Here is a 20,930-nt window from a genome sequence, read left to right on the forward strand (position 1 = left end):
GGTTACCGGCCGGTGACCGCCGAGGGCGGGCCGGGACGGGCATCGAAAAGCGAACAACAGTACGGCAGGCTGTAAAGATCGCGTCATAATCGCGTCCGGCTATCAGGCCGGGGTCCATGCCGAGTCGAACATGGGCCCATTCCGATGTGGAGGGACGCGGTTCCATGGCAAGGCAGACGGGGACGCAGGAGGGGACACCCGAAGGGGTGCCCCTGGAGCCCGCAGCAGGAGTGCCGACCACCGCGACCACCGTGGCGCCGACCGGGTTGGAGCCCGCGCCGATCTCCCGCGCCGAGGGCCGCGACAAGCTGACCGCCCTCGGCGGCCTGGCCGCCCTGTCGCTCGACGCCATGGCCTCGGTCGCGTACGGCCCCGAGGCGATCGTCGTGGTGCTCGCCGCCGCCGGGTCCCACGGCCTCGGCTTCACGCTCCCGGTGACCATCGCCATCGCGGTCCTGCTCGGGGTGCTCACCCTGTCCTACCGCCAGGTCATCGCCGCCTTCCCGGACGGCGGCGGCTCCTACGCCGTCGCCAAGACCCACCTGGGCCGCCGCACCGCGCTGGTCGCCGCCGCCTCCCTGGTCATCGACTACGTGCTGAACGTCGCGGTCTCGGTCACGGCCGGCGTCGCCGCGCTCACCTCGGCCTTCCCCGGCCTCTACGGCGACCGGGTGTGGATCTGCCTGGCCGTGCTGGCCCTGGTCACCGCGATCAACCTGCGCGGGATCGCCGAATCGGCCCGCGCCTTCATGGTGCCGACGGCGGTCTTCGTCCTCTCCATCCTCGCCGTGGTCGTGGTCGGCCTGTTCCGGCACGCCCCGGTGGCCCTGCTGGCGACCGGACACACCTCCGAACTCGCCACCAACGCCCAGTCGGTGGGCCTGCTCCTGCTGCTCCGCGCGTTCGCCTCCGGCTGCTCCGCGCTGACCGGCGTCGAGGCCATCGCCAATGCCGTCCCCTCCTTCCGCGAGCCCCGGGTCAAGCGGGCCCAGCACACCGAGATGGCCCTCGGCGGGCTGCTCGGCCTGATGCTCATCGGCCTGGCCGTCCTCATCGGCCGCTTCCACCTCCAGCCCGTCGACGGCGTGACCGTGCTGGCGCAGCTCACCGACGCCTCGCTCGGCCACGGCATCGGCTTCTACGTCGTCCAGTTCGCCACCATGGTGCTGCTGGCCCTGGCCGCGAACACCTCCTTCGGCGGGCTGCCGGTGCTGCTGCGGCTGCTGGCCCGGGACAACCACCTGCCGCACGTCTTCGCGCTCCGTGCGGACCACCAGGTCTACCGGCACGGCGTGCTGGCCCTGGCGCTGGCCTCGGCCGTGCTGCTGGTCGGCTCCGGCGGGAACGTGAACAGCCTGGTCCCGCTGTTCGCCATCGGCGTCTTCGTCGGCTTCACCATCTGCCAGGTCGGCATGGTCCGGCACTGGTCCCTCAGCCGCTGCCCCGGCTGGCAGCGGAAGGCGGCCCTGAACGGGTTCGGCGCGCTGCTGACCGCGGCGGCCACGGTGGTCGAGACCCTCACCAAGTTCACCGAGGGCGCCTGGATCATCTGCATCACGCTGCCGCTGCTGGTCCTGCTGTTCGCGCAGATCCACCGCTCGTACGAGCGGATCGGGAAGCAGCTCGAACTCGGCTGCGTGCCCCAGGCCCCGGTCCGCACCCACTCCCTGGTCGTGGTCCCGGTCGGCGGCCTCTCCCGGCTCACCTACGAGGCCGTCTCCACCGCGGTCTCGCTCGGCGACGAGGTGGTCGCGGTCACCGTCGTCCACGCCGAGGGCGACGACGAGGACCGGGCCGCCGCCGAGGGCCTGCGCGCCAGCTGGGAGAGCTGGGACCCCGGCGTCCCGCTGGTCGGACTGCCCTCGGTGCACCGGGAGTTGGGCCGCCCGCTGGTGGTCTACCTGCGCGGGCTGAGCGAGGCCCACGCCTACGACCGGATCACCGTGCTGATCCCCGAGGTCGAACCGGCCCACTGGTGGACCTGGCCGCTGCACAACCAGCGCGGCGCGCTGATCGCCCGGGCCGTCCGGCGCGGCAGCGACGCCACCGTCTGCCGGCTCCGGATGCGCCTCTGACCCCGCGCCGCACCACCCGCCGACCGACCCGCTGACCGACCTGCTGACCGACCCGGTGGCCGGTGCGGTGACCCGTCCCGGTCACCGCACCGGCCACCGTCGTGCCGCCCTCCTGGCACTGCTCGGTCAAGATTGCGTCAGCACCACCCCTGTGCGTGTCAGGAAAGCGTTAACGCCGCTGCTCATCGCCCGCTCCATGAGGTTGCCTGCAGGAGAGTCCCTCACGGGGGCAGGGAAGCAGCGGGAAGGAAGCGCCGCAGGTGTCGCACCAGTACGAGAGCCCCGCGTACTACGCGCGCGCCGGATCGGGCCGGGGCCGGCTCAAGGTCCTGCTCGGCGCGGCGCCGGGGGTCGGCAAGACCTACCGGATGCTCGACGAGGCCCGTCGGCGCCACGAGCGCGGCAGCGACGTGGTCGTCGCCTATGTCGAGTGCCACTCCCGCCGGCACACCGAGGAACTGCTGAGCGGTCTGGAGGTGGTGCCCCGGCTGGAGCGCAGCTACCGGGGCGCCCGGTTCACCGAGATGGACGTCGACGCCGTCATCGCCCGCCGCCCCGAGGTCGCCCTGGTCGACGAGCTCGCGCACAGCAACATTCCCGGCGGGCTGCACGCCAAACGCTGGCAGGACGTCCAGGCCCTGCTCGAAGCCGGCATCGACGTGCTCACCACCGTCAACATCCAGCACCTGGAATCGCTCAACGACGTCGTCCTCGCCATCACCGGGATCCCGCAGCAGGAGACCGTCCCGGACGAGTTCGTCCGCCGCGCCGACCAGATCGAACTGGTCGACATGGCCCCGGACGGGCTGCGCCGGCGGATGGCCCACGGCAACGTCTACGCGGCCGAGAAGGTCGACGCCGCGCTCTCCAACTACTTCCGCGTCGGCAACCTCACCGCGCTGCGCGAACTCGCGCTGCTCTGGCTGGCCGGGCGCGTGGACGAGGGGCTCCAGGACTACCGGGCCGCCCACGGGATAGACCGGGTCTGGGAGGCCCGGGAACGCGTGGTGGTCGCGCTCACCGGCGGGCCCGAGGGCGAGACGCTGATCCGCCGCGCCGCCCGGATCGCCCACCTCTCGCCCCCGGCCCTGGAGGGCGAGGCCGCCGCGCACACCCCGGGACGCCCGGTCGGCGGCGCGCTGCTCGCCGTCCACGTGGCCCGCAGCGACGGCCTGGCCGACGCCAACCCGGCGGCCCTGCTGGCGCAGCGGCGCCTGGTCGAGAGCCTCGGCGGCACCGCGCACTCGGTCGTCGGCGACGACATCCCGCGGGCGCTGCTGGACTTCGCCCGCGCCGAGAACGCCACCCAGCTGGTCCTCGGCACCAGTCGGCGCGGACGGCTGCTCCGCTTCGTCACCGGGCGCGGCATCGGCGAGACCACGATCGAGCTCTCCGGCGACATCGACGTCCACATGGTCACCCACGAGAAGTCCGGGCAGGGACGCCGGCTGCCGGTCCCCGGGCGGCTGCACAGCCCGCAGCGGCGGATCGCCGGACCGGTGGTCGGCCTGATCGCGCCGATACTGCTGACCCTGCTCTGCACCCAGCTGCGCTCGTCGGTCAACACCACCAGCGACATCCTGCTGTTCCTGCTGGCCGTCGTCGGCACCGCCTGCCTGGGCGGGGCGGTCTCCGCGCTGGTGGCCTCGTTCGTGGCCTCGCTGCTGCTCAACTACTACTTCATCCCGCCGATCCACCGGTTCACCATCTCCGATCCCAACAACGTGCTGGCCCTGGTGGTCTTCGCGGTGGTGGCGATCATCGTCGCCAATATCGTCGACCGGGCCACCCGGCTGGCCCGCCGGGCCGCCCGCGCCACCGCCGAGGCGGAGACCCTGTCCGCGGTCGCCGGCAGCGTGCTGCGCGGCGACCGCGCCGTGCCGGCGCTGCTCGCCCGGCTGCGGGAGACCTTCGGCATGGACAGCGTGCTGCTGCGCCGCAACGGCCAGGAGATCGGCAGCGCGCACAGCCCGGTCACCGGCCCGGACGCGGCCGCGGCGGCCGACAGCGGCCCCCGGGGGACGGCGCGGCCGCCGCCGGGCCGACCGGCGCGGACGAGGACGGCGGCGCCGTCGAGGAGATCCCGGTCGGCGCCGACTCCGTGCTGGTGCTGCGCGGGCGCAGCCTGCCCGCCGCCGACCGGCGGGTGCTCTCCGCCTTCGCCGCCCACGTCGCCGTGGCCCTGGAGCGGGCCCGGCTCGCCGAGGCCGCCGCCGAGATAGAACCGGTCAAGGCCGCCGACCGGCTGCGGACCGCGCTGCTCGCCGCCGTCAGCCACGACCTGCGCACCCCGCTGGCCGTCGCCCTCGCCTCGGTCTCCTCGCTGCGCAGCGAGGACGTCCAGTTCAGCCCCGAGGACCAGAGCGAACTGCTGGCCACCGCAGAGGAGTCGCTGGCCAAGCTGACCCGGCTGGTGGAGAACCTGCTGGACATGAGCCGGCTCCAGGCCGGGGCGCTCACCCTGGACCTCCAGCCGACCGCGCTGGACGAGGTCTACTCCACCGCGCTGGACTCGCTCTCCGGCCTCGACTCCGCCCCCGTCTCGGCCCGGGGCCTCGACGCCGCGCCGCCGGTCCTGGCCGACCCGCCGCTGCTGGAGCGGGTCTTCGCCAACCTCATCGCCAACGCCGTCCGGCACACCCCGGCGGGCACCCCGGTGCTGCTCACGGCGAGCACCCACGGGGCCCGGGTGGAGCTGCGGGTGATCGACCGGGGTCACGGGCTCCCGGAGGCGGACCGGGACCGGATCTTCCAGCCGTTCCAGCGGCTCGGCGACACCGACAACGACACCGGCGTCGGACTGGGCCTGGCGCTCTCGCGCGGCCTGGCCGAGGCCATGGGCGGCACGCTCGAACCCGAGGACACCCCGGGCGGGGGCCTGACCATGGTCCTCTCCCTCCCGGCCGCCCCGCAGGAGCAGCTGCCGCACCAGACCGCAGCAGACGAGTACGACCGCGTCACCGCATCGGAAGGAACAGCCAGTTGACCCGAGTCCTGGTCGTGGACGACGAACCGCAGATGCTCCGGGCCCTGCGCATCAACCTGAAGGCCCGCAGCTACCTCGTCGCCACCGCCGCCGACGGAGCCAGCGCTCTGCGCCAGGCCGTCCGTACCCCGCCCGAGGCGGTGATCCTCGATCTCGGGCTGCCCGACCTCGACGGCGTCGACGTCATCCACGCCCTCCGGATCTGGAGCAAGGTGCCGATCATCGTGCTCTCCGGACGCTCCGGCGCGGCCACCATGGTCGCCGCGCTCGACGCCGGGGCCGACGACTACGTCACCAAGCCCTTCTCGATGAACGAGCTGCTGGCCCGGCTGCGGGCGGTGCTGCGCCGCCCCTCCCCGGAGGAGGCCCCGCTGGTGGCCGAGGTCGGCGCCTACACCGTCGACCTCTCGCGCTGCACCGTCCGGCTGCGGAGCGCGGAACAGCAGGACCCGGCCCCCGAGCTTCCGGAGGCGGTCCGGCTCACCCCCACCGAGTGGCGGGTACTGGCGCTGCTGATCGGCCACCCGGGACGGCTGGTGACCGGCCGGCAGATCCTGGACGAGGTCTGGGGACCCGGGCACGAGTCCAAGACCAACTACCTCCGCGTCTACCTGGCCGGACTCCGCCGCAAGCTGGAGCCCGACCCGGCCCACCCCCGACACCTGCTGACCGAGCCCGGCATGGGCTACCGCTTCCAGCCCTGAGCCCTGAGCCCTGAGCCCCGGCCCGGCCCCGCCCCGCCCCCGCTACCGGCGGTACTCGGCGAGGCGGGGGCGGACGCCGAGGAGGCAGAGCAGGACCACGGCCAGGCTGCCGCCGGCCATCAGCGGCACCCGGTCGGACAGTTCGCCCGCACCGCTGTGGGCGGCGGTGACGTAGGCGGCGTCGTTGATGCCGATCAGCTTGGTCAGCGCCTGGTCGTAGACGCCGAAGTCGGCGTTGGAGCCGCCGGCCGCGAGGCTGGTGTTGTAGGCGATGGCCTGGTCCAGCTGGCCGTCGGTCATCAGCGAGCGCAGGTGCCGGTCGTCCAGCTGGTACTTCTGGTAGGCGTCGAGGGTGGCCTCGGCCCCCGCCCGCTCGCCGGGGAAGGTGATGTTGCGGAACTCGGTGCCGAAGAAGCCGCCGAACTCCACGTCCTGGTGGTTGCGGTGGTAGTCGTCGATGGCGACCTGCAGCGGGGTGTCGTAGCTGGAGACCGAGGTGGCCAGGGGCAGGTCGGCCAGCTGCTGCGAGTCGGCGAAGAAGGACTGCTGGTACTGCGCCCGGCGGCCCTGGTCGAGCATGTAGCGGCTCTCGTCGGCGTTGGCGTCGTAGGAGATGGCGCGGGCGCGGTCCAGCGCCACGACCGAGTCGAAGGCGTCCCGGCGGGCGGTGTGCAGCTGGGTCCGTTCGGCCGGGAAGAGGGTGAGCGCGGTGCCGACCACCAGCAGCGCCAGCAGCGTCGCGGCGGCCAGCGGCGGGTTGACGATCCGTCGGTAGCGGCGCAGCAGCCAGCCCTGGAGGCCGAGCAGCGAGAGCAGCAGCAGCGTCCCCAGCACGGCGGTCCAGACCTCGGCCGCGGTCAGGTCGGAGCGCTGGGCGTCGTAGGAGTCGTTGTAGGCGGTGTTGTCGGCCTGCAGCAGCCGGTTGGCGGCCGGCAGCAGGGTGTTCTGCATCAGGTCGGTGGCCTGCCGGTACTCGGCCAGGGCGGTCGGGTCCGGGTGTCCGGCGGCGGCGCGCGCCTGGTCGTTCAGGGCCAGGGCGCGGGCGGCGAGGCCGTCGTAGTCGCCCATGCCGTCGAGGACGGCCGCCAGCGCCGACTGGACCGCGCCGTTCCCGGCCGCGCTCAGGGTGGCCTGCTGGAGGGCGCGGTCGGCGGCGGTGCGGTCCGCGGTGTACTGGCCGAGCGCGGTGGCCCGGTTGGCGGCGAGGGCCGGGTCGGCGCCGTCGACCAGGACGTTGGCGGTCTGCGCGTCCTGGTCGGTGAGCGACTGGTAGAGCGCGCTGGCGTCGACGACCTGGGGCGCCTGGGAACCGGTGATGGTGCTCCAGGTGGACTGGGCCTGGGTGCCGGCCTGCCAGCACAGCAGCCCGGTGGCGGCGGTGAGCACCAGCACGCCGCCCACCAGCGCCCGCAGCCGGGCGGGCGTGCTCTGCAGCCGGCCCCGCAGCGGCAGCCGTCGGGGGGTGCGGCGCCGGGCCGAGGCCCCCGCGCCGCCGCCGTCCGCGCCGCGGGCCGCGCCGCGGGCCGGTCCGTCCGGGGCGGAGCGCCCGTCCCCGTCCCCGGCACCGCCCCGCGCAGCGACCTCGGCCGCTCCCGCTGTGACCTCGCCGACCGTTGCCATCGTCCCCGTACCACCCTCCCGGCGACCCTTTCCTAGGTGGAACCGGGTCGCGCACGCGCGGGCAGGCCTTCCGTGCCCCCCGGCGGGACACTCTGCGCCGTCGGTGGTCGGAATCGGATGGTCTTGACGCTCTCCTGACGCCGCGAGGAGTGATCCTGACGGACCGTTGACGCCCCCGGACGGCCGCCCGGCGAGGGGCGCCCCGCAGGTCGGGGCGGGTCCGTGGGCCGTGGTGTCAGGAAGGCGTCAGCGCTTCGCCAAAGCCGCGTACGGTTCGGCCGCCCGCACTGGAAGCGCTCGTAGATTGGCCCGTGGAGATCGACCAGCAGTCGGGCCGGCTCGAAGAGCGACCGCAGGCGGGACAGGGAAGGGAAGTGGCGACGATGGCCGAGAAACAGGGCCGGGTCGTGGTGGGAGTGGGGGGTTCGGACGGCAGTCTCGCGGCACTGCGCCGGGCCGCGTTCGAGGCACGGCGCTCGAACCGACTGCTGGTGGCCGTGCTGGCCTGGTCGCCGCCGGGCGGGGAGGCCGGTTACCGCCGGGCCCCGTGCCCGCAGCTGGCGAAGGTCTGGGAGGAGAACGCGGTCGAGCGTCTCCGCACCGCCTTCGACGAGGGACTCGGCGGGCGTCCGGGCGACCTCCGGCTGCAGCCGATGGTGATCAGGGCCGAGGCCGGGTACGCGCTCTGCTCGACCGCCGACGACCCGGGCGACCTGCTGGTCGTCGGGGCCGGCCGACGGGGCGCGCTGGCCCGGCTGACCAGGGCGGGGGTGAGCCGCTTCGTGCTGGCGCACGCGGTCTGCCCGGTGCTGGCGGTGCCGCCGGTGGTCGCGCCGCGCGGCGCGGAGCGGGCGCTGCGCCGGCTGGAGCCGGAGGACTTCCTGTCCATGGAGTGCCGACTGGCGACCGCGTCCGGTTCGGACGCGGCGTAGCGGCGGTCGCGGCAGCCGCCGCGGGGGAGGGGCCGGTACGTTGCTCGGCCCGGCCGCGGGCGCCGTCGTGGGGGACGGCGCCCGCGACCGGGAGCAGCGTCGAGCGCCGCGTCAGCGCAGGTAGCCGCCCTCGGGCCGGTCCTCGGGACCGTTCGGACGGAACCCGTCGGGACCGTCGGCGCCGCCGTCGGGACCGGTCGCGGCTCCGCCCGCCGGGAAGCCCGCCGAGCTGTTCTGCACCGGGTCCGGCGCCACCGCGGTGTGCCCCGAGGAGCGCTGGTAGAGGTAGCTGACCACCGGCAGCGTGCCCGCGACCCCGCCGGAGGCGAGGAAGGGCGAGGTGCGGTACTGCCCGCCGACGACGAAGCTCGGCATCTCGTGGACCTCGTAGCGCTCGCGCAGCGCGGGGGCGTCCTGGGTCTGCTGCTGCACCTCGGGCGACTCGTAGGCGGCCCGGAACGCCTGCTGGTCGAGCCCGGCCGAGCCGGCCCACTCGGCCGCGGCGTCCTCCGTGGTCAGCGGCTGGTGCTCGTCGCGGACGGTGTGGAAGACCTGCAGCGCCATCCGCTGCGCGACGCCCATCCGGTCGAGGGTGTAGTAGAGCCTGGCGTAGGCCAGCAGCGAGGGGGTGTCGGGCCAGGCGGCGGGGATCCGCTCCACGGTGAGCGCCGGTCGCTGCCGGGCCGCCCAGGCGTCCAGCGCCGCCTCCAGCAGGTAGGAGTGCGCGCAGTCGTAGGAGAAGACCTCGACCACCTGCTGGGGGTGGCCGGTGAGCGGGTGCTGCAGCAGGACGTAGTCGTGGCCCTCGGCCGGGGCGGCGGCGGCCTCCGCCGCCGGGGCGGACAGGCCGGTGAGGGCCGGGGCGCCGATGAGGGCGGTCGCCACGGCCAGCGCCGCGCAGCTGCGGCGGGCGGCCCTGAGCGTCGCCTGAGTGATCGTTGCGTGCTTGGTCGTTGCGTGCTTGATCGGTGTCCAGCTCATGGGGGCACCCTTCCAACATCGGTGGAAGGGTGCCCCGGTGACACGGCGGCGGGCCCGCGCATTCGCCCACCTGGAGTACCGGACCCGGTCACGCGTTCGGGCGCGGGTGCGCCCGTCCGGCGTCAGCTGCCGGTGCTGCTGCTCGCGGAGGCCGGCGGCAGGTGGATCGCGTTGGTCAGCCAGTCGAAGTACATGGCCCCGGAGACCACCAGGCTGATGACGCCGACGGCGAGCGCGCCCCAGGCCACGGCGCGGACCCAGGCCGGCAGCTCCTTGGCGGCCAGGAACCGGCCGGTGAACAGGACCACGACGGCGACCACCAGGGCCACCGCGGCGAAGGCGCCGTTGGTCAGCGCGACCTTGTGCCACGGGTCGGTGTACTCGGCGGCGAGCTGGACCGAGCTCGCCTTGCCGGACGAGTTGATGCCGCCGATGAGGTTCTCGCGCTGGTAGATCATGCTGCTCAGCCAGGTGCCGGTCAGCGAGGCCAGGCCGAGGACGGCGGCGGCCACGGCGAAGGCGCCGCCGACGACGCCCTTGGAGACCTCGCCCTGGGTGAGCGCCTCCAGCTCCTCGTCGGTCAGGTCCTCGACGGGCTTGTCCTCGGGGCTGAGCTGGCTGTGCGGGCGCGGGGCCCAGACCTGGCCGACCGGGGCGGCGGGCTTGAAGCCCTCGTCGGTCTTGGTCAGAGCCTGGGTGGCGGGGCCGGTCACCGCGGTGGCGGCGGCGAGGGCGAGTGTCGGGTCGGCGACGACGGCGGGCTCGACCGGGGCGGGGGGCTCGACAAGGGCCTCACGGGGATCCGTGGGCTTCGAGGCGTCATTGGGGTTAGTGGTGGGCATGTGCGGCACCATAGTGGCGCTCCATGAAAAGCGGATGAACCTTTCAAAGATCCCGTTTGAGCGGTCCCCACAAAACCGGCCCGGTCTGCGGGCCCCACCGGCCCGGTGCGGGGTGGTACCGGGCGTGCTCCTGTTCAGCTTCGCCATGGAATCGCGTCAGGTGTTGTACGGAACCGACTGCCTGTTTGAGGGGGTCCTCCTCGTAGTGTCGTAAGGGTGAGCTGGACCGCTCTTCCTGCAGCGGCCCGGTTGCGAGCCTGACCTGGACAGACATGGAGTGCTGAAGAAGATGACCGTTCTGCGTGAGGCAACGGCGGCGCCGGTGGCGGCCGAGGCAGCTCAGACATCTGTCGCACCTGCTCAGGTCCGCTTGTCGGGAGGCGACAGTCGCGGGCGCGTCGCGGAGCTGCGTGCGATCCAGGAGCAGGTCCTGGCGGGCCCCAGCGAGCGGGCGACCGAGGCGCAGCACGCCAAGGGCAAGCTGACCGCACGCGAGCGGATCGCGCTGCTGCTGGACGAGGGCACCTTCAACGAGGTCGAGCCGCTGCGCCGGCACCGGGCGACCGGCTTCGGCCTGGAGGCCAAGAGGCCCTACAGCGACGGTGTGATCACCGGCTGGGGCTCGGTCCACGGCCGTCCGGTCTTCGTCTACGCCCATGACTTCCGGATCTTCGGCGGCGCGCTCGGCGAGGCCCATGCCCAGAAGATCCACAAGATCATGGACATGGCCATCTCCGCCGGTGCGCCCCTGATCTCGCTGAACGACGGCGCCGGCGCCCGGATCCAGGAGGGCGTCACCGCCCTGGCCGGCTACGGCGGCATCTTCCAGCGCAACACCCGCGCCTCGGGCGTGATCCCGCAGATCAGCGTGATGCTCGGCCCCTGCGCCGGCGGCGCGGCCTACTCGCCGGCGCTGACCGACTTCGTCTTCATGGTCCGCGAGACCTCGCAGATGTTCATCACCGGCCCGGACGTGGTCCAGGCCGTCACCGGCGAGAAGATCTCCCAGAACGGCCTCGGCGGCGCCGACGTCCACTCCGAGGTCTCCGGCGTCTCCCACTTCGCCTACGACGACGAGCGGACCTGCCTGGAGGAGGTCCGGTTCCTGCTGTCGATGCTGCCGCAGAACAACCGCGAGACCCCGCCGAACGAGCCCACCGAGGACCCGGCCGACCGCCGCTGCGAGGCGCTGCTGGACCTGGTCCCGGCCGACGGCAACCGGCCCTACGACATGCGGAAGGTGATCGAGGAGATCGCCGACGACGGCCAGTACATGGAGGTCCACGAGCGCTGGGCCACCAATGTGATCGTCGCGCTGACCCGGCTCGACGGCCAGGTCGTGGGCATCGTCGCCAACCAGCCGCAGTCCCTGGCCGGCGTCCTGGACATCCACGCCTCCGAGAAGGCCGCGCGCTTCGTCCAGATGTGCGACGCCTTCAACATCCCGCTGGTCACCCTGCTCGACGTCCCCGGCTTCCTGCCCGGCGTCGACCAGGAGCACGGCGGCATCATCCGCCACGGCGCCAAGCTGCTGTACGCGTACTGCAACGCCACCGTGCCGCGCATCCAGCTGATCCTGCGCAAGGCCTACGGCGGCGCCTACATCGTCATGGACTCGCGCTCCGTCGGCGCCGACCTCTCCTACGCCTGGCCCACCAACGAGATCGCGGTGATGGGCGCCGAGGGCGCGGCCAACGTGATCTTCCGCCGGGAGATCGCCGCCGCCGACGACCCCGAGGCCAAGCGGGCGCAGATGGTCAAGCAGTACAAGGACGAGCTGATGCACCCCTACTACGCCGCCGAGCGCGGCCTGGTGGACGACGTCATCGACCCGGCCGCCACCCGCACCGTCCTGATCCGCTCGCTGCAGATGCTCCGCAGCAAGCACGCCGACCTGCCGCAGCGCAAGCACGGCAACCCGCCGCAGTAGCGGCTCCCAGTTCCAGCAGTCCTTCGGACCGAACAGCAGTGACAAGGAGAACGACGTGACCACCGCCATCGCACCGTCCGCGGATCCTCTGGTCCGCGTGGTCAAGGGAGAGCTCGCCGACGAGGAGCTGGCGGCGCTCACCGCCGTCCTGCTCGCCCGTGCGGCCTCGGGCCCGGGCAGTCCCAAGGGTCAGGCCGGCAAGGCCCAGGCCCGCTGGCAGCGCCCCGAGCGGCGCCCCGACTACCGCTCGCCGGTCAGCTGGCACAGCTGAGCAGCGCGTCGACCTGACTGTGCGGCGGCACCCGTCCGGGTGCCGCCGCACAGTCGTGCCGAGGGTTCCTGCTCAGCAGGGGCCGTCCTTGGTCCAGACGCCGGCCTGGCCGCCGGGGAGGTCGTTCTGGGTCCACCACTTGGCGGTCCAGTCACTGCCGTTGTAGCTGACGACGCTGCCGCCGGTGTAGGCGGTGGTGGAGCTCCAGGCCGCCGCCGTGCAGCCGCCGCCGGCCGGGGCGGAGGCGGAGGCGGACGGGGACGGGGACGCCGAGGCCGACGAACTGGGCGAAGAACTGGGCGACGAGCTCGGGCCGGTCGAGGGGCCGGTCGACGGGCTGGACGACGGTGCCGCGCTGGCGCTGGCGCTGGCGGTCGGGCCGGTGACCGGCGGGGTGGCGCCGGCGAACAGCACGCTGTACTTGGTGAAGTCCCACGGCTGCTGCGGAACGCTGCTGCAGGTGCCGGAGGTCTGCCCGTTGTCGTCGGCCGGGGTGCACTGCTGGTCGCGGTTGACCGACCAGTTGGTGTAGCGGGCGAGGCCGACCGACTCGGCGAAGTTGAGCACGGTCTGGAAGTCCGACTGGTAGAAGTACTCGCCGGTGTCGGAGCGGCCGTTCATCATCGAGACGCCCTCGTGGGCGTAGGCCTGGGCCGAGGTCCAACCGAAGGTGTTCATCAGGATGGTGTTGAAGGCCTGGAGCGCGGAGATCTCCGAGGCCGCGCCGTTGAAGCCGCCGTCGAAGGGCATGATCGAGAAGTTGTTCGGGGTGAAGCCGTCGGCCTTGGCCTGGAGCAGCATCTGGGTGCCGAACCAGCCGGTGCCGGCCGCGGTGCCGGGGGTGGTCACCGAGACGTAGAGGCCCGGGTCCTCCTGCTGGAGGATCTGCGCGGCGCCGATCTCGTTGGCGACGGCGGTGGCGTTCTCGTACTCCGGCTCCTCCAGGTCGAAGTCGATGGCGTGCAGCCCGTAGGTGGTGATCACCTGCTGGTAGGCGGCGGCGGTCGCCTGCGGGGTACCGCAGACCTGGCCGAGCTTGGTGCCGCCGTAGCCGCCGATGGAGACCGAGACGTCGCCGCCGGCCGCGCGGATCGAGGAGATCATCGCCGCGACGGTGGTGTCGCTGGACACCGGGTTGGTACCGCCCCAGGTCGGGGTGCAGCCACCGCTGTCGGGGGCGAGGACGAACGCGAGCTGGAACGCCTTGATGCCGGTCGCGGCCATGACCGCGGTGGGGTTCGGCGGGTTGTTGTCGAGCGGCATCAGGTAGGGCGCGGCGGCGTACCAGTTGCTGCTGAGCGCGGTGGTGGTGGCGGTCGTGTCGGCCTGGGCGCTGCCGCCGGCCAGGGCGGTGAGGCCGGTGGCCACGAGACCGGCCGCGGCGATCGCGGCCAGCGCGCGTGACGGGGTGAAGCGGAACACAGCTGCTCCTCGTGGGGGAGAGGAAGGGAGGTCTGTACCGAGCGCGGCCCACGATGCTGGAGGTTACCTGGGTGCGTCAATAGAGTGGACTAGACCTAGGACTAGACCAAATTCGAGTTGATGATCTCTTAAGGCGCAGCTCAACCGGCAATCAGGAATGCCGCGGTGCCGTTCGCGCCGAATGCTCCGGCGTCCGCCGGCAGCGCGGCGAAGACCGCGAACAGCGCCTTGGCCTCGTAGCCGAGGTCCAGTGGGATCCCGTGCCTGGCCCGGAAATCAGCGGCGAACGCCAGCAGTTCGGGTGTGGTGCGGCCGTAGCCGCCGAAGCAGTGGCCGTCGTCGATCCGCCAGTTGGGCGTGCGCCGGCCGAAGGCCGCCCGCTGCAGCGCGGCCGTCTCGGCCTCCAGCGGGGCGTGCTTCAGCGCCGCGTGCCCGACCGCGCGCTGGCCCGGGGCGAGTCCGGCCGCCAGCCCGGCGAGCGTTCCCCCGGTGCCCACCGAGCAGTGCACCACCGAGGCGCCGCAGTCGGCCAGCTCCCGCCCCAGCGCCAGACAGCCGCGCACCCCGGCGGCGTTGCTCCCGCCCTCGGGGACGACCAGGGCCGGACCGTGGCGCTGCCGCAGCGCGTCCAGCACTTCGGCCGACTCGCGCCGCCGCCAGCTCGCCCGGTCCAGGAAGTCCAACTCCATGCCCCAGGCGGCGGCCTGGGTCAGCGAGGGGTTCAGCGGCCGGTCCCGCAGCTCGTCACCGCGCACCACGCCGACCGTCCGCAGCCCCGCCGCCCGGCCGGCCGCCGCCGTCGCCCGCAGATGGTTGGAGTAGGCGCCGCCGAAGGTCAGCACGGTGGAGTGCCCGGCCGCCCGCGCCTCGGCCAGATTGGGCAGCAGCTTGCGCCACTTGTTGCCGGGCACGGTCGGGTGCACCAGGTCGTCCCGCTTCAACAGCAGCCGCACCCCGGCCCGTTCCAGCCGCTCGTCGGCCAGCTCCTGCAGGGGGGACGGGAGACCGGTGCCGTGCCCGTCCGTCCCCCGGCTCACCCGATCAGCCCGTACGCCCGCGCCACCAGCTCGTAGGAGTGGAGCCGCGCCTCGTGCCCGTGGATATTGCTGGTGATCATCAATTCGTCCGCGCCGGTCCGCTTGCGCAGTTCCTCCAGCCCGTCCCGGACCTCGGGCACATCCCCGATCACCACGTTCGCCAGCCAGCTGTCGACGAACTCGCGCTCGTGCGGGGAGTACGGGTACGCCTCGGCCTCCTCCGGCGTCGGCACCCGGCCCGGACGCCCGGTCCGCAGCCGCAGCATCGCCAGCGCGCCGGAACCGGCCAGCCGACGGGCCTCCGCCGGGGTGTCCGCGGCCACCGCGCCCACCCCGATCAGCGCGTAGGGCTCGGCCAGCACCTCCGAGGGACGGAAGGTCTCCCGGTACAGGTCCAGTGCCGGCACCGTGTTCCCGGCGCTGAAGTGGTGCGCGAAGGCGAACGGCAGCCCCAGCCGCCCGGCCAGCTGCGCACTGAAGCCGGAGGACCCCAGCAGCCAGATCGGCGGCCGCCCGCCCTCGGGCGCGCTCGCCAGCCCCGGCACCGCGCGCAGCCGCTCGTACGGGTGGCCGGCCGGGAAGTCCGCGTCCAGGAAGTGGATCAGCTCGGAGAGCTGGCGCGGGAACTCCTCCGCCGTCTCGTCCAGCAGCCCGCGCCGCAGCGCCCGTGCCGTCGCCTGGTCCGACCCGGGGGCCCGGCCGAGTCCGAGGTCGATCCGTCCGGGATGCAGCGCGTGCAGGGTGCCGAACTGCTCGGCGATCACCAGCGGCGCGTGGTTCGGCAGCATGACCCCGCCCGATCCCAGCCGGATCGTCCGCGTCGCCGCACCCAGATGGGCCAGCAGCACCGCCGGGGCGGAGCTGGCGACCCCCGGCATGCCGTGGTGCTCGGCCACCCAGAAGCGGTGGAAGCCCCACTCCTCCGCCCGCTGCGCCAGCTTGGTGGTCGCGGCGAGCGCCTGGGTCGGGGTGTAACCGTCGCCCACGGTGGCCAGGTCGAGTATCGACAGGGGGGTCGCGGAGGTGGGGACGTCGGCGCTGCTCACGGTGGACTGCTCCCTGTTCTGGCCGGGGGTTCTGGCTCGGGGTTCTGACTCGGGGTTCTGACTCGGAGGTTCTGACTCGGAGGTTCTGACTCGGAGGTTCTGGCTGGAGGACGGACACAGGTGGCAACCGGCCGGCCCCGGGGTCTGTTCCCCGAACCGGAAACCGATCGCCGCCCGGCGACGTTCTCAGTGGTCAGGGGGCGGGCAGCGGAGTCGGCGCCCGATCATGGGAGGCAGCCGTGCCCGGACCGCTCACCACTCTCCCCGAGGACCTGCTGCTGCTCTGCGCCGACCCGGCCGACGGGCGGCTGACCTGGCCGTCCGGCCTGCCCTACGCCCTGGCCGGCGCCGTTCTGGCCGAGCTGCTGGACGCCGGCGGGTTCGCCCTCGACGGCCGCCGGCTGATCGCGCTGCCGGGCGTCCCGACCGCGCCGCTGCCGAACCCCGCGCTGGAGCAGGCCCGGCGCGAGGTCGATACCCTGCTGGGGCGGAACGGACGGACCGGCGTCCCCCGGGTGCTGCGCCGGCTGCACGCGGTCGGCGGTCGCCGGTTGCACCTGGACTCGCTGGTGGCGCACGGACTGGTGCGGACCGACGCGCGGCGCGTCCTGGGATTCATCCCGGTGAAGCGCTACCACGCGGTCGACCCCGGCCTCCGCAACGACCGGCTCGCGCTGCTGGACGCGATCCTCCGCACCGACGGCCCGCGGCTGACCGTCCAGGACGGCCGCCCCGACCTCGACCCCCACACCCGCGCCTGCCAACTCACCGCCCTGGCCGGCAGCTGCGCCCTGGGCCGCAGCCTCTACCCGGGCGTCGGCAACCCGATCCGCCGCCGCCTCGACGAGATCGTCCGCGCCGACCCCCTCGCCCACGCCGTCCGCGAGGCGATCCGCGAAGCCCACGACACGGCCGCAGCCGCGGCCTCCGGCTGAGCGGGCCGCGAGCGCGGGGCTGGTCATCAGCACCCGCGCAGGTCAGGTAGTATTTCTGTCGTGCCCAGGGAAAGCGCAAGCTTCCACCGGGCACTAAGCGCCGCTAGCTCAGTTGGTTAGAGCAGCTGACTCTTAATCAGCGGGTCCGGGGTTCGAGTCCCTGGCGGCGCACCCTGAAGAAGTACCCAGACCTGGGCCTTCTCGCTTCGGCGAGAGGGCCCAGGTCTTTTTGGTCCCGTGGTGGGAGGCCGGCGTACGGCCGGCGCCAGGACCCTCGAACGGCCCCGTCCGGACCGCGCGGCAGCGGACGGCTCCGCTCCGGCAGCGGTCACCGCTCCCCCGTCGTTGCGCGAGGGCTCGACCAGGTGTCAAGCCCCTGGTTACAGACTGAGACGGAGCCAGGGAGAAGCCATGTCTTGGACAGGAACGCCGACAGGGGAGTTGAGCGATGCCGGTACCCGCGAACTTTACCGAGGATCTCGTGTCGCGGTTCGCGGCGGGCGCTGCCGGGATCGCACTGATTGAACCAGCCAGGAGCAACGGTTCGGAAGAGCAGCGCCTCAGCTACCGGGAACTCGATCGACGGGCCCGGTCCCTGGCGGTCTGGCTGCGGGAGCGCGGGGCCGCCGGGCGGCAGGTGCTGCTCGCCCTGGACGGCGGCATCTCCTTCGCGGAGGCCGTGTTGGCCTGCCTGTACTCCGGTGCGGTGGCGGTGCCGGTGCCGCCGCCCGGGCAGTCGCGAGCGGCGGTGGAGCGCACCGCGGCGATCGTCGCGGAGTCGGCGGTCCACCTGGTCCTGACCGAGTCCGCCCACGCGCCGGCCGTCTCCAGACAGCTGGCCGACACCGGTCGCGGTGATCTGATCTGCCTCGCGGTCGACAACGCGGTGCCGGACAGAGCCGCGGAATGGCGGCTGCCGGAGCTCTCCGGCGCCAGTCTGGCCCTGATCCAGTACACCTCCGGCACGACGGCCGCACCGCGCGGAGCGATGATCACCCAGGGAAACCTGCAGTCCGCCATGGAGGCCATGCGCAGCGCCCTGGGCATCCACCCGGGATCGCGGATCGGTGGCTGGCTGCCGCTCCACCACGACCTCGGCCTGATCGGCCAGCTGCTGCACCCGCTCTGGTCGGGGGCGACCGTGGTGCTCACACCCGCGCCGGTCAGGTCGGTGGCCTGGCTCCAGGCGGTCGACCGGCACGACCTCACCGTCATCGCCGCACCGGACTCGGTCTACGCCCGCTGTGCGGCGGAGGTGACCGACGAGGAACTGGGCCGGATCGACCTCTCCCGGCTGGAGTTGGCGGTGAACGCCTCGGAGCCGGTGCTGGCCGGCACCGTCAACGCCTTCGCCGAGCGCTTCCGGTCGGCCGGGCTGCGGCCCGGAACGCTGGTCACCGGCTACGGGCTGGCCGAGGCCACGCTGCTGGTGAGCGTGGGGCGCGGCGATGAGCCCGGCGTCCGCGGGCTGGACGCGGAGGGGGCCCTGTGCGTGGCGCCGGACCACACGGCCGGCACCGTCGTCGGCTGCGGCCACCCGGCCGACGGGGTCGAGGTCCGGATCGTCGACGCCGCGAGCGGGGCGGAGCAGCCGGACGGACGGGTCGGGGAGATCTGGGTGCGCGGCGGAGCCGTGGCGGCGGGCTACTGGGCCCGCCCGCTGGAGGCCCGGCAGGTCTTCGACCGGAGCACGGCGGAGGGCAGGACCGGCTTCCTCCGCACCGGCGACCTGGGCGCGCTGCAGGACGGCGAGCTGTACGTCACCGGACGGATCAAGGACGTCATCCACGTCGACGGCCGGTCGCTGCACCCGCAGGAGGTGGAGCGCAGCCTGCGCGGCAGCGGCGCTCCGTTCGCCTCGGCGGCGGTCTTCGGCGTGGGCGGCGGGCTGGGCGGCGGTCCCGGCGGCGGCGTCGGCGGCAGGCCGGAGAAGTTGATAGCGGTCCAGGAGATCAGGGCGCTGGGGCGCAGCCGGGCCGACCTGGCCGGCTTCGTCGCCAGGGTCCGCCGGGTCGTGGACGAGGAGTTCGGACTCCCGGTCGACGGCGTCGTCCTGGTCCGCCCGGGCACCGTCCGGCGGACCACCAGCGGCAAGGTGCGTCGAGCGGTGACCAAGGAGCTGTTCCTGCAGGGCGAGTTGCATCCGCTGTATGCCGAACTGACGCCGCTGGTGAAGGAGTCGGTCTCCGGGTGGACGGGACGCGGCGCCGGGGCGGACGGGAAGGGGAGGACCGCATGAGCACCATGGCAGCCGTCGAGCCGGCGACGGCCGGATCGGACAGAGCAGGATCGGGCCCAGCCGGATCGGGCCCAGCCGGCCCTGGCACGGCCGGACGTGACGCGCAGGAGCGCGGGGCCTCGGAACGGGGGCCGGCCGGGGCGGAGTCGGCCGCCCAGGGGATGACCGAGCAGGAGATCCGCCGCCGGGCCGCCCGGCTGGAGGAGCGCTTCGGCGACCCAGGGGATCCGGCGAACCCGCTCGGCTTCCGCGCCCTGCTCGCCGCCGAGGAGCGCGGCGAGCTGCTCCCCGAGGCCGAGCAGGTGCTGGACGACGAGGGATTCGGCGCGGAGCTGGTCCCCGCGGCGCTCGGCGGTCGACTGGAGCGCGCCGACGGCCTGGCCCGGATCCTGCGGCCGATCTTCCGCCGGGATCTCGCGCTGGGCTTCGGCCACGGGATCACCTCGCTGTTCGCGGCCTCCGCCGTCTGGGTGGCCGGAACCGACCAGCAGCGTCAGGAAATGGCGCTGCTGCTGCGCGCCGGCGGTCGCGCGGCCATCGTCCACCACTCGATGGCGCACGGGGTCGCCCTGCTCAGCGGGGAGGCGACGATCAGCTCCCGGGGCGGCGGGATCGGACTCAGCGGGCGCAAGGACATGGTGATCAACGCCGAGCGGGCCGGCGCGCTGGTGGTCTACGCCAGGAACGACCCGGACAGCCCCCGGCTCAACGGCGGCGGCAGCCACTCGGTGCTGCTGATGGGCGCCGACGAGCACATCGACCGGGGACTCCGGGTGCTGCCGCGCCGGCCCACCACGGGAATGCAGGGCTGCCGGTTCGCGGGCTACGAGTTCGACGACTGCCGGCTGGCCGAGGACGCGATCGTCGGTGCGCCCGGGGACGGGGTGCGGCTGGCCCTGCGGACCTTCCAGCTGAACCGTTCGCTGATCCCGGCGGCCCTGGTGGGCTCGGTCGACCCGGTGCTGCGGGCCGCTGTGCGAACCGCCGTCGCCGGTGCCAACGACATCCGGGCCGGACGCCAACGAGCGCTGCTGGCAGGGGTGTTCGCGGACCTGCTGGCCTGCGACAGCATGGCCACGGTGGCCCTGCGGGCGCTCCATCTGGTACCCGACAGTGCGCACCTGGCGGCGGCCGAGGTGAAGTACCTCGTGCCCGACCTGCTGCGGGACGACCTGGAGGAACTGGGAACCGTACTGGGGATGTCGGCCGGTTGCCGTGACGGCGAGCAGGGCGCGCTGGCGAAGCTGATGCGGGACCTGCCCGCAGCCGGGCTGGGGCACGCCGGCACCGCCGCCTGCCAGGCGGTGGTGATCCCGCAACTGCCGCTGCTGGCCCGTAAGTCGTGGTTCCGCGCGGCCGAGCCGCCGGCCGGGCTGTTCGGACTGGACGGGATGCTGCCCAGGCTCGACCTGTCGGCGCTGGCGCTGGCCGGCGGGGAGGACGTGCTGGCCGCGGGGCTGGTGGCCACGGCGTCCAGGGTGCGGGACCGCCGCATCCCGGGGGAGTACGGGCGCGCCCTGCGCACCCTCGCCGACGGCTTCGTCACCGAACTGTGGGCGCTGCACGACCGTTGCCTGGCGATCGAACCGGGCGACCGGGCCGCGCTGTCCCGACCGGAGATGTGCGCGGTGGCGGACAGGCACGCGCTGCTGCTCGCCGCCGCCGCGGTGCTCGGGGTCTGGGAGCGGCAGCAGTCGGTCGGCGGCTTCCTGGCCGATCCGGCCTGGGCGGTGCTCGCCCTGACCCGACTGGGCCTGCGCCTGAACATGAACCCCCCGGAACTCCCGGAGGACTGTGTCGACCGGGTGCTGGTCGAGGTTGTGGACCGCTTGCGGACCGGGCGCAGCTACGACCTCCACGACGCACCCATGGAAGGAGGAGGGACATGGTGAGGGACGGCACGATGCGCC

14 protein-coding genes, 1 tRNA gene and 1 pseudogene are annotated in these 20,930 nt (G+C 73.5%); 10 read left to right on the forward strand and 6 right to left on the reverse strand.

The features are described 5' to 3' along the window. Window positions 1-164: 164 nt before the first annotated feature. The 3 genes and pseudogenes from BS75_RS25875 (at window position 165) to BS75_RS25890 (ending at window position 5,765) form a co-directional block, all read left to right on the forward strand. Window positions 165-2,075, forward strand: coding sequence for an APC family permease (locus BS75_RS25875; RefSeq protein WP_081982580.1), 1,911 nt, complete (start codon window positions 165-167; stop codon window positions 2,073-2,075). Between the two features lie 260 nt (window positions 2,076-2,335). Beyond that, window positions 2,336-5,061, forward strand: a pseudogene (locus BS75_RS45640) (DUF4118 domain-containing protein). After that, a complete protein-coding gene (locus BS75_RS25890) occupies window positions 5,058-5,765 on the forward strand; it encodes a response regulator (protein WP_034089964.1) in 708 nt (235 codons plus the stop codon). The pseudogene BS75_RS45640 and the gene BS75_RS25890 overlap by 4 nt, the downstream one beginning before the upstream one ends. 42 nt (window positions 5,766-5,807) lie before the next feature. On the opposite strand, the gene BS75_RS25895 is transcribed toward BS75_RS25890, so the two are convergent. Next, a complete protein-coding gene (locus BS75_RS25895) occupies window positions 5,808-7,385 on the reverse strand; it encodes a hypothetical protein (protein WP_034089965.1) in 1,578 nt (525 codons plus the stop codon). 383 nt (window positions 7,386-7,768) lie between these two features. Between BS75_RS25895 and BS75_RS25900 the strand changes: the two genes are divergently transcribed. Continuing rightward, window positions 7,769-8,317 (forward strand): universal stress protein, encoded by a 549-nt coding sequence (locus BS75_RS25900; RefSeq protein ID WP_063771572.1) that lies wholly within the window; start codon window positions 7,769-7,771, stop codon window positions 8,315-8,317. 111 nt (window positions 8,318-8,428) lie between these two features. Here the strand turns inward: BS75_RS25900 and BS75_RS25905 are convergent, their stop codons facing one another. Both BS75_RS25905 and BS75_RS25910 read right to left on the reverse strand, forming a co-directional pair. After that, window positions 8,429-9,298 carry a thiol:disulfide interchange protein DsbA/DsbL gene (locus tag BS75_RS25905; protein WP_034089966.1) on the reverse strand — a complete coding sequence of 290 codons (870 nt, stop codon included), beginning with the start codon at window positions 9,296-9,298 and terminating at the stop codon, window positions 8,429-8,431. Between the two features lie 122 nt (window positions 9,299-9,420). Continuing rightward, the gene (locus BS75_RS25910) at window positions 9,421-10,140 is read right to left on the reverse strand and encodes a hypothetical protein (protein ID WP_152646178.1); all 720 of its coding nucleotides are present in this window, start codon (window positions 10,138-10,140) and stop codon (window positions 9,421-9,423) included. A 289-nt stretch (window positions 10,141-10,429) separates the two neighbouring features. Here BS75_RS25910 and BS75_RS25915 point away from each other — a divergent pair, with 289 nt between their 5' ends. Together BS75_RS25915 and BS75_RS25920 are read left to right on the forward strand one after the other, a co-directional pair. After that, window positions 10,430-12,070, forward strand: a complete 1,641-nt coding sequence (locus BS75_RS25915) for an acyl-CoA carboxylase subunit beta (RefSeq protein ID WP_081983374.1) — start codon at window positions 10,430-10,432, stop codon at window positions 12,068-12,070. Between the two features lie 55 nt (window positions 12,071-12,125). Then, complete coding sequence (locus BS75_RS25920; RefSeq protein ID WP_042439999.1) at window positions 12,126-12,341, forward strand: acyl-CoA carboxylase epsilon subunit; 216 nt, start codon at window positions 12,126-12,128, stop codon at window positions 12,339-12,341. A gap of 72 nt (window positions 12,342-12,413) precedes the next feature. Here the strand turns inward: BS75_RS25920 and BS75_RS25925 are convergent, their stop codons facing one another. From BS75_RS25925 to BS75_RS25935, 3 genes are all read right to left on the reverse strand, one after another. Beyond that, window positions 12,414-13,763, reverse strand: coding sequence for a chitinase (locus BS75_RS25925; protein ID WP_034089968.1), 1,350 nt, complete (start codon window positions 13,761-13,763; stop codon window positions 12,414-12,416). A gap of 140 nt (window positions 13,764-13,903) precedes the next feature. Continuing rightward, on the reverse strand, window positions 13,904-14,800 hold the full coding sequence (locus tag BS75_RS25930; RefSeq protein ID WP_034089969.1) for a 1-aminocyclopropane-1-carboxylate deaminase/D-cysteine desulfhydrase: 897 nt from the start codon (window positions 14,798-14,800) through the stop codon (window positions 13,904-13,906). Beyond that, entirely contained in the window at window positions 14,797-15,846 is a 1,050-nt protein-coding gene (locus tag BS75_RS25935; protein WP_034089970.1) for an LLM class flavin-dependent oxidoreductase, read from the reverse strand. The genes BS75_RS25930 and BS75_RS25935 overlap by 4 nt, the downstream gene beginning before the upstream one ends. Window positions 15,847-16,085: 239 nt before the next feature. Here BS75_RS25935 and BS75_RS25940 point away from each other — a divergent pair, with 239 nt between their 5' ends. From BS75_RS25940 to BS75_RS25955, 4 genes are all read left to right on the forward strand, one after another. After that, a complete protein-coding gene (locus BS75_RS25940; protein ID WP_034089971.1) occupies window positions 16,086-16,781 on the forward strand; it encodes a GOLPH3/VPS74 family protein in 696 nt (231 codons plus the stop codon). Between the two features lie 97 nt (window positions 16,782-16,878). After that, a tRNA-Lys gene (locus BS75_RS25945) sits at window positions 16,879-16,952 on the forward strand. 310 nt (window positions 16,953-17,262) lie between these two features. Beyond that, complete coding sequence (locus BS75_RS25950) at window positions 17,263-19,020, forward strand: fatty acyl-AMP ligase (protein WP_052069699.1); 1,758 nt, start codon at window positions 17,263-17,265, stop codon at window positions 19,018-19,020. Next, window positions 19,017-20,912 (forward strand): acyl-CoA dehydrogenase family protein, encoded by a 1,896-nt coding sequence (locus BS75_RS25955; protein WP_231607896.1) that lies wholly within the window; start codon window positions 19,017-19,019, stop codon window positions 20,910-20,912. The genes BS75_RS25950 and BS75_RS25955 overlap by 4 nt, the downstream gene beginning before the upstream one ends. The last annotated feature ends 18 nt before the right edge of the window (window positions 20,913-20,930 follow it).

The sequence above is a fragment of the Streptacidiphilus albus JL83 genome (genome assembly GCF_000744705.1).
GTDB classification, from domain to species: domain Bacteria; phylum Actinomycetota; class Actinomycetes; order Streptomycetales; family Streptomycetaceae; genus Streptacidiphilus; species Streptacidiphilus albus.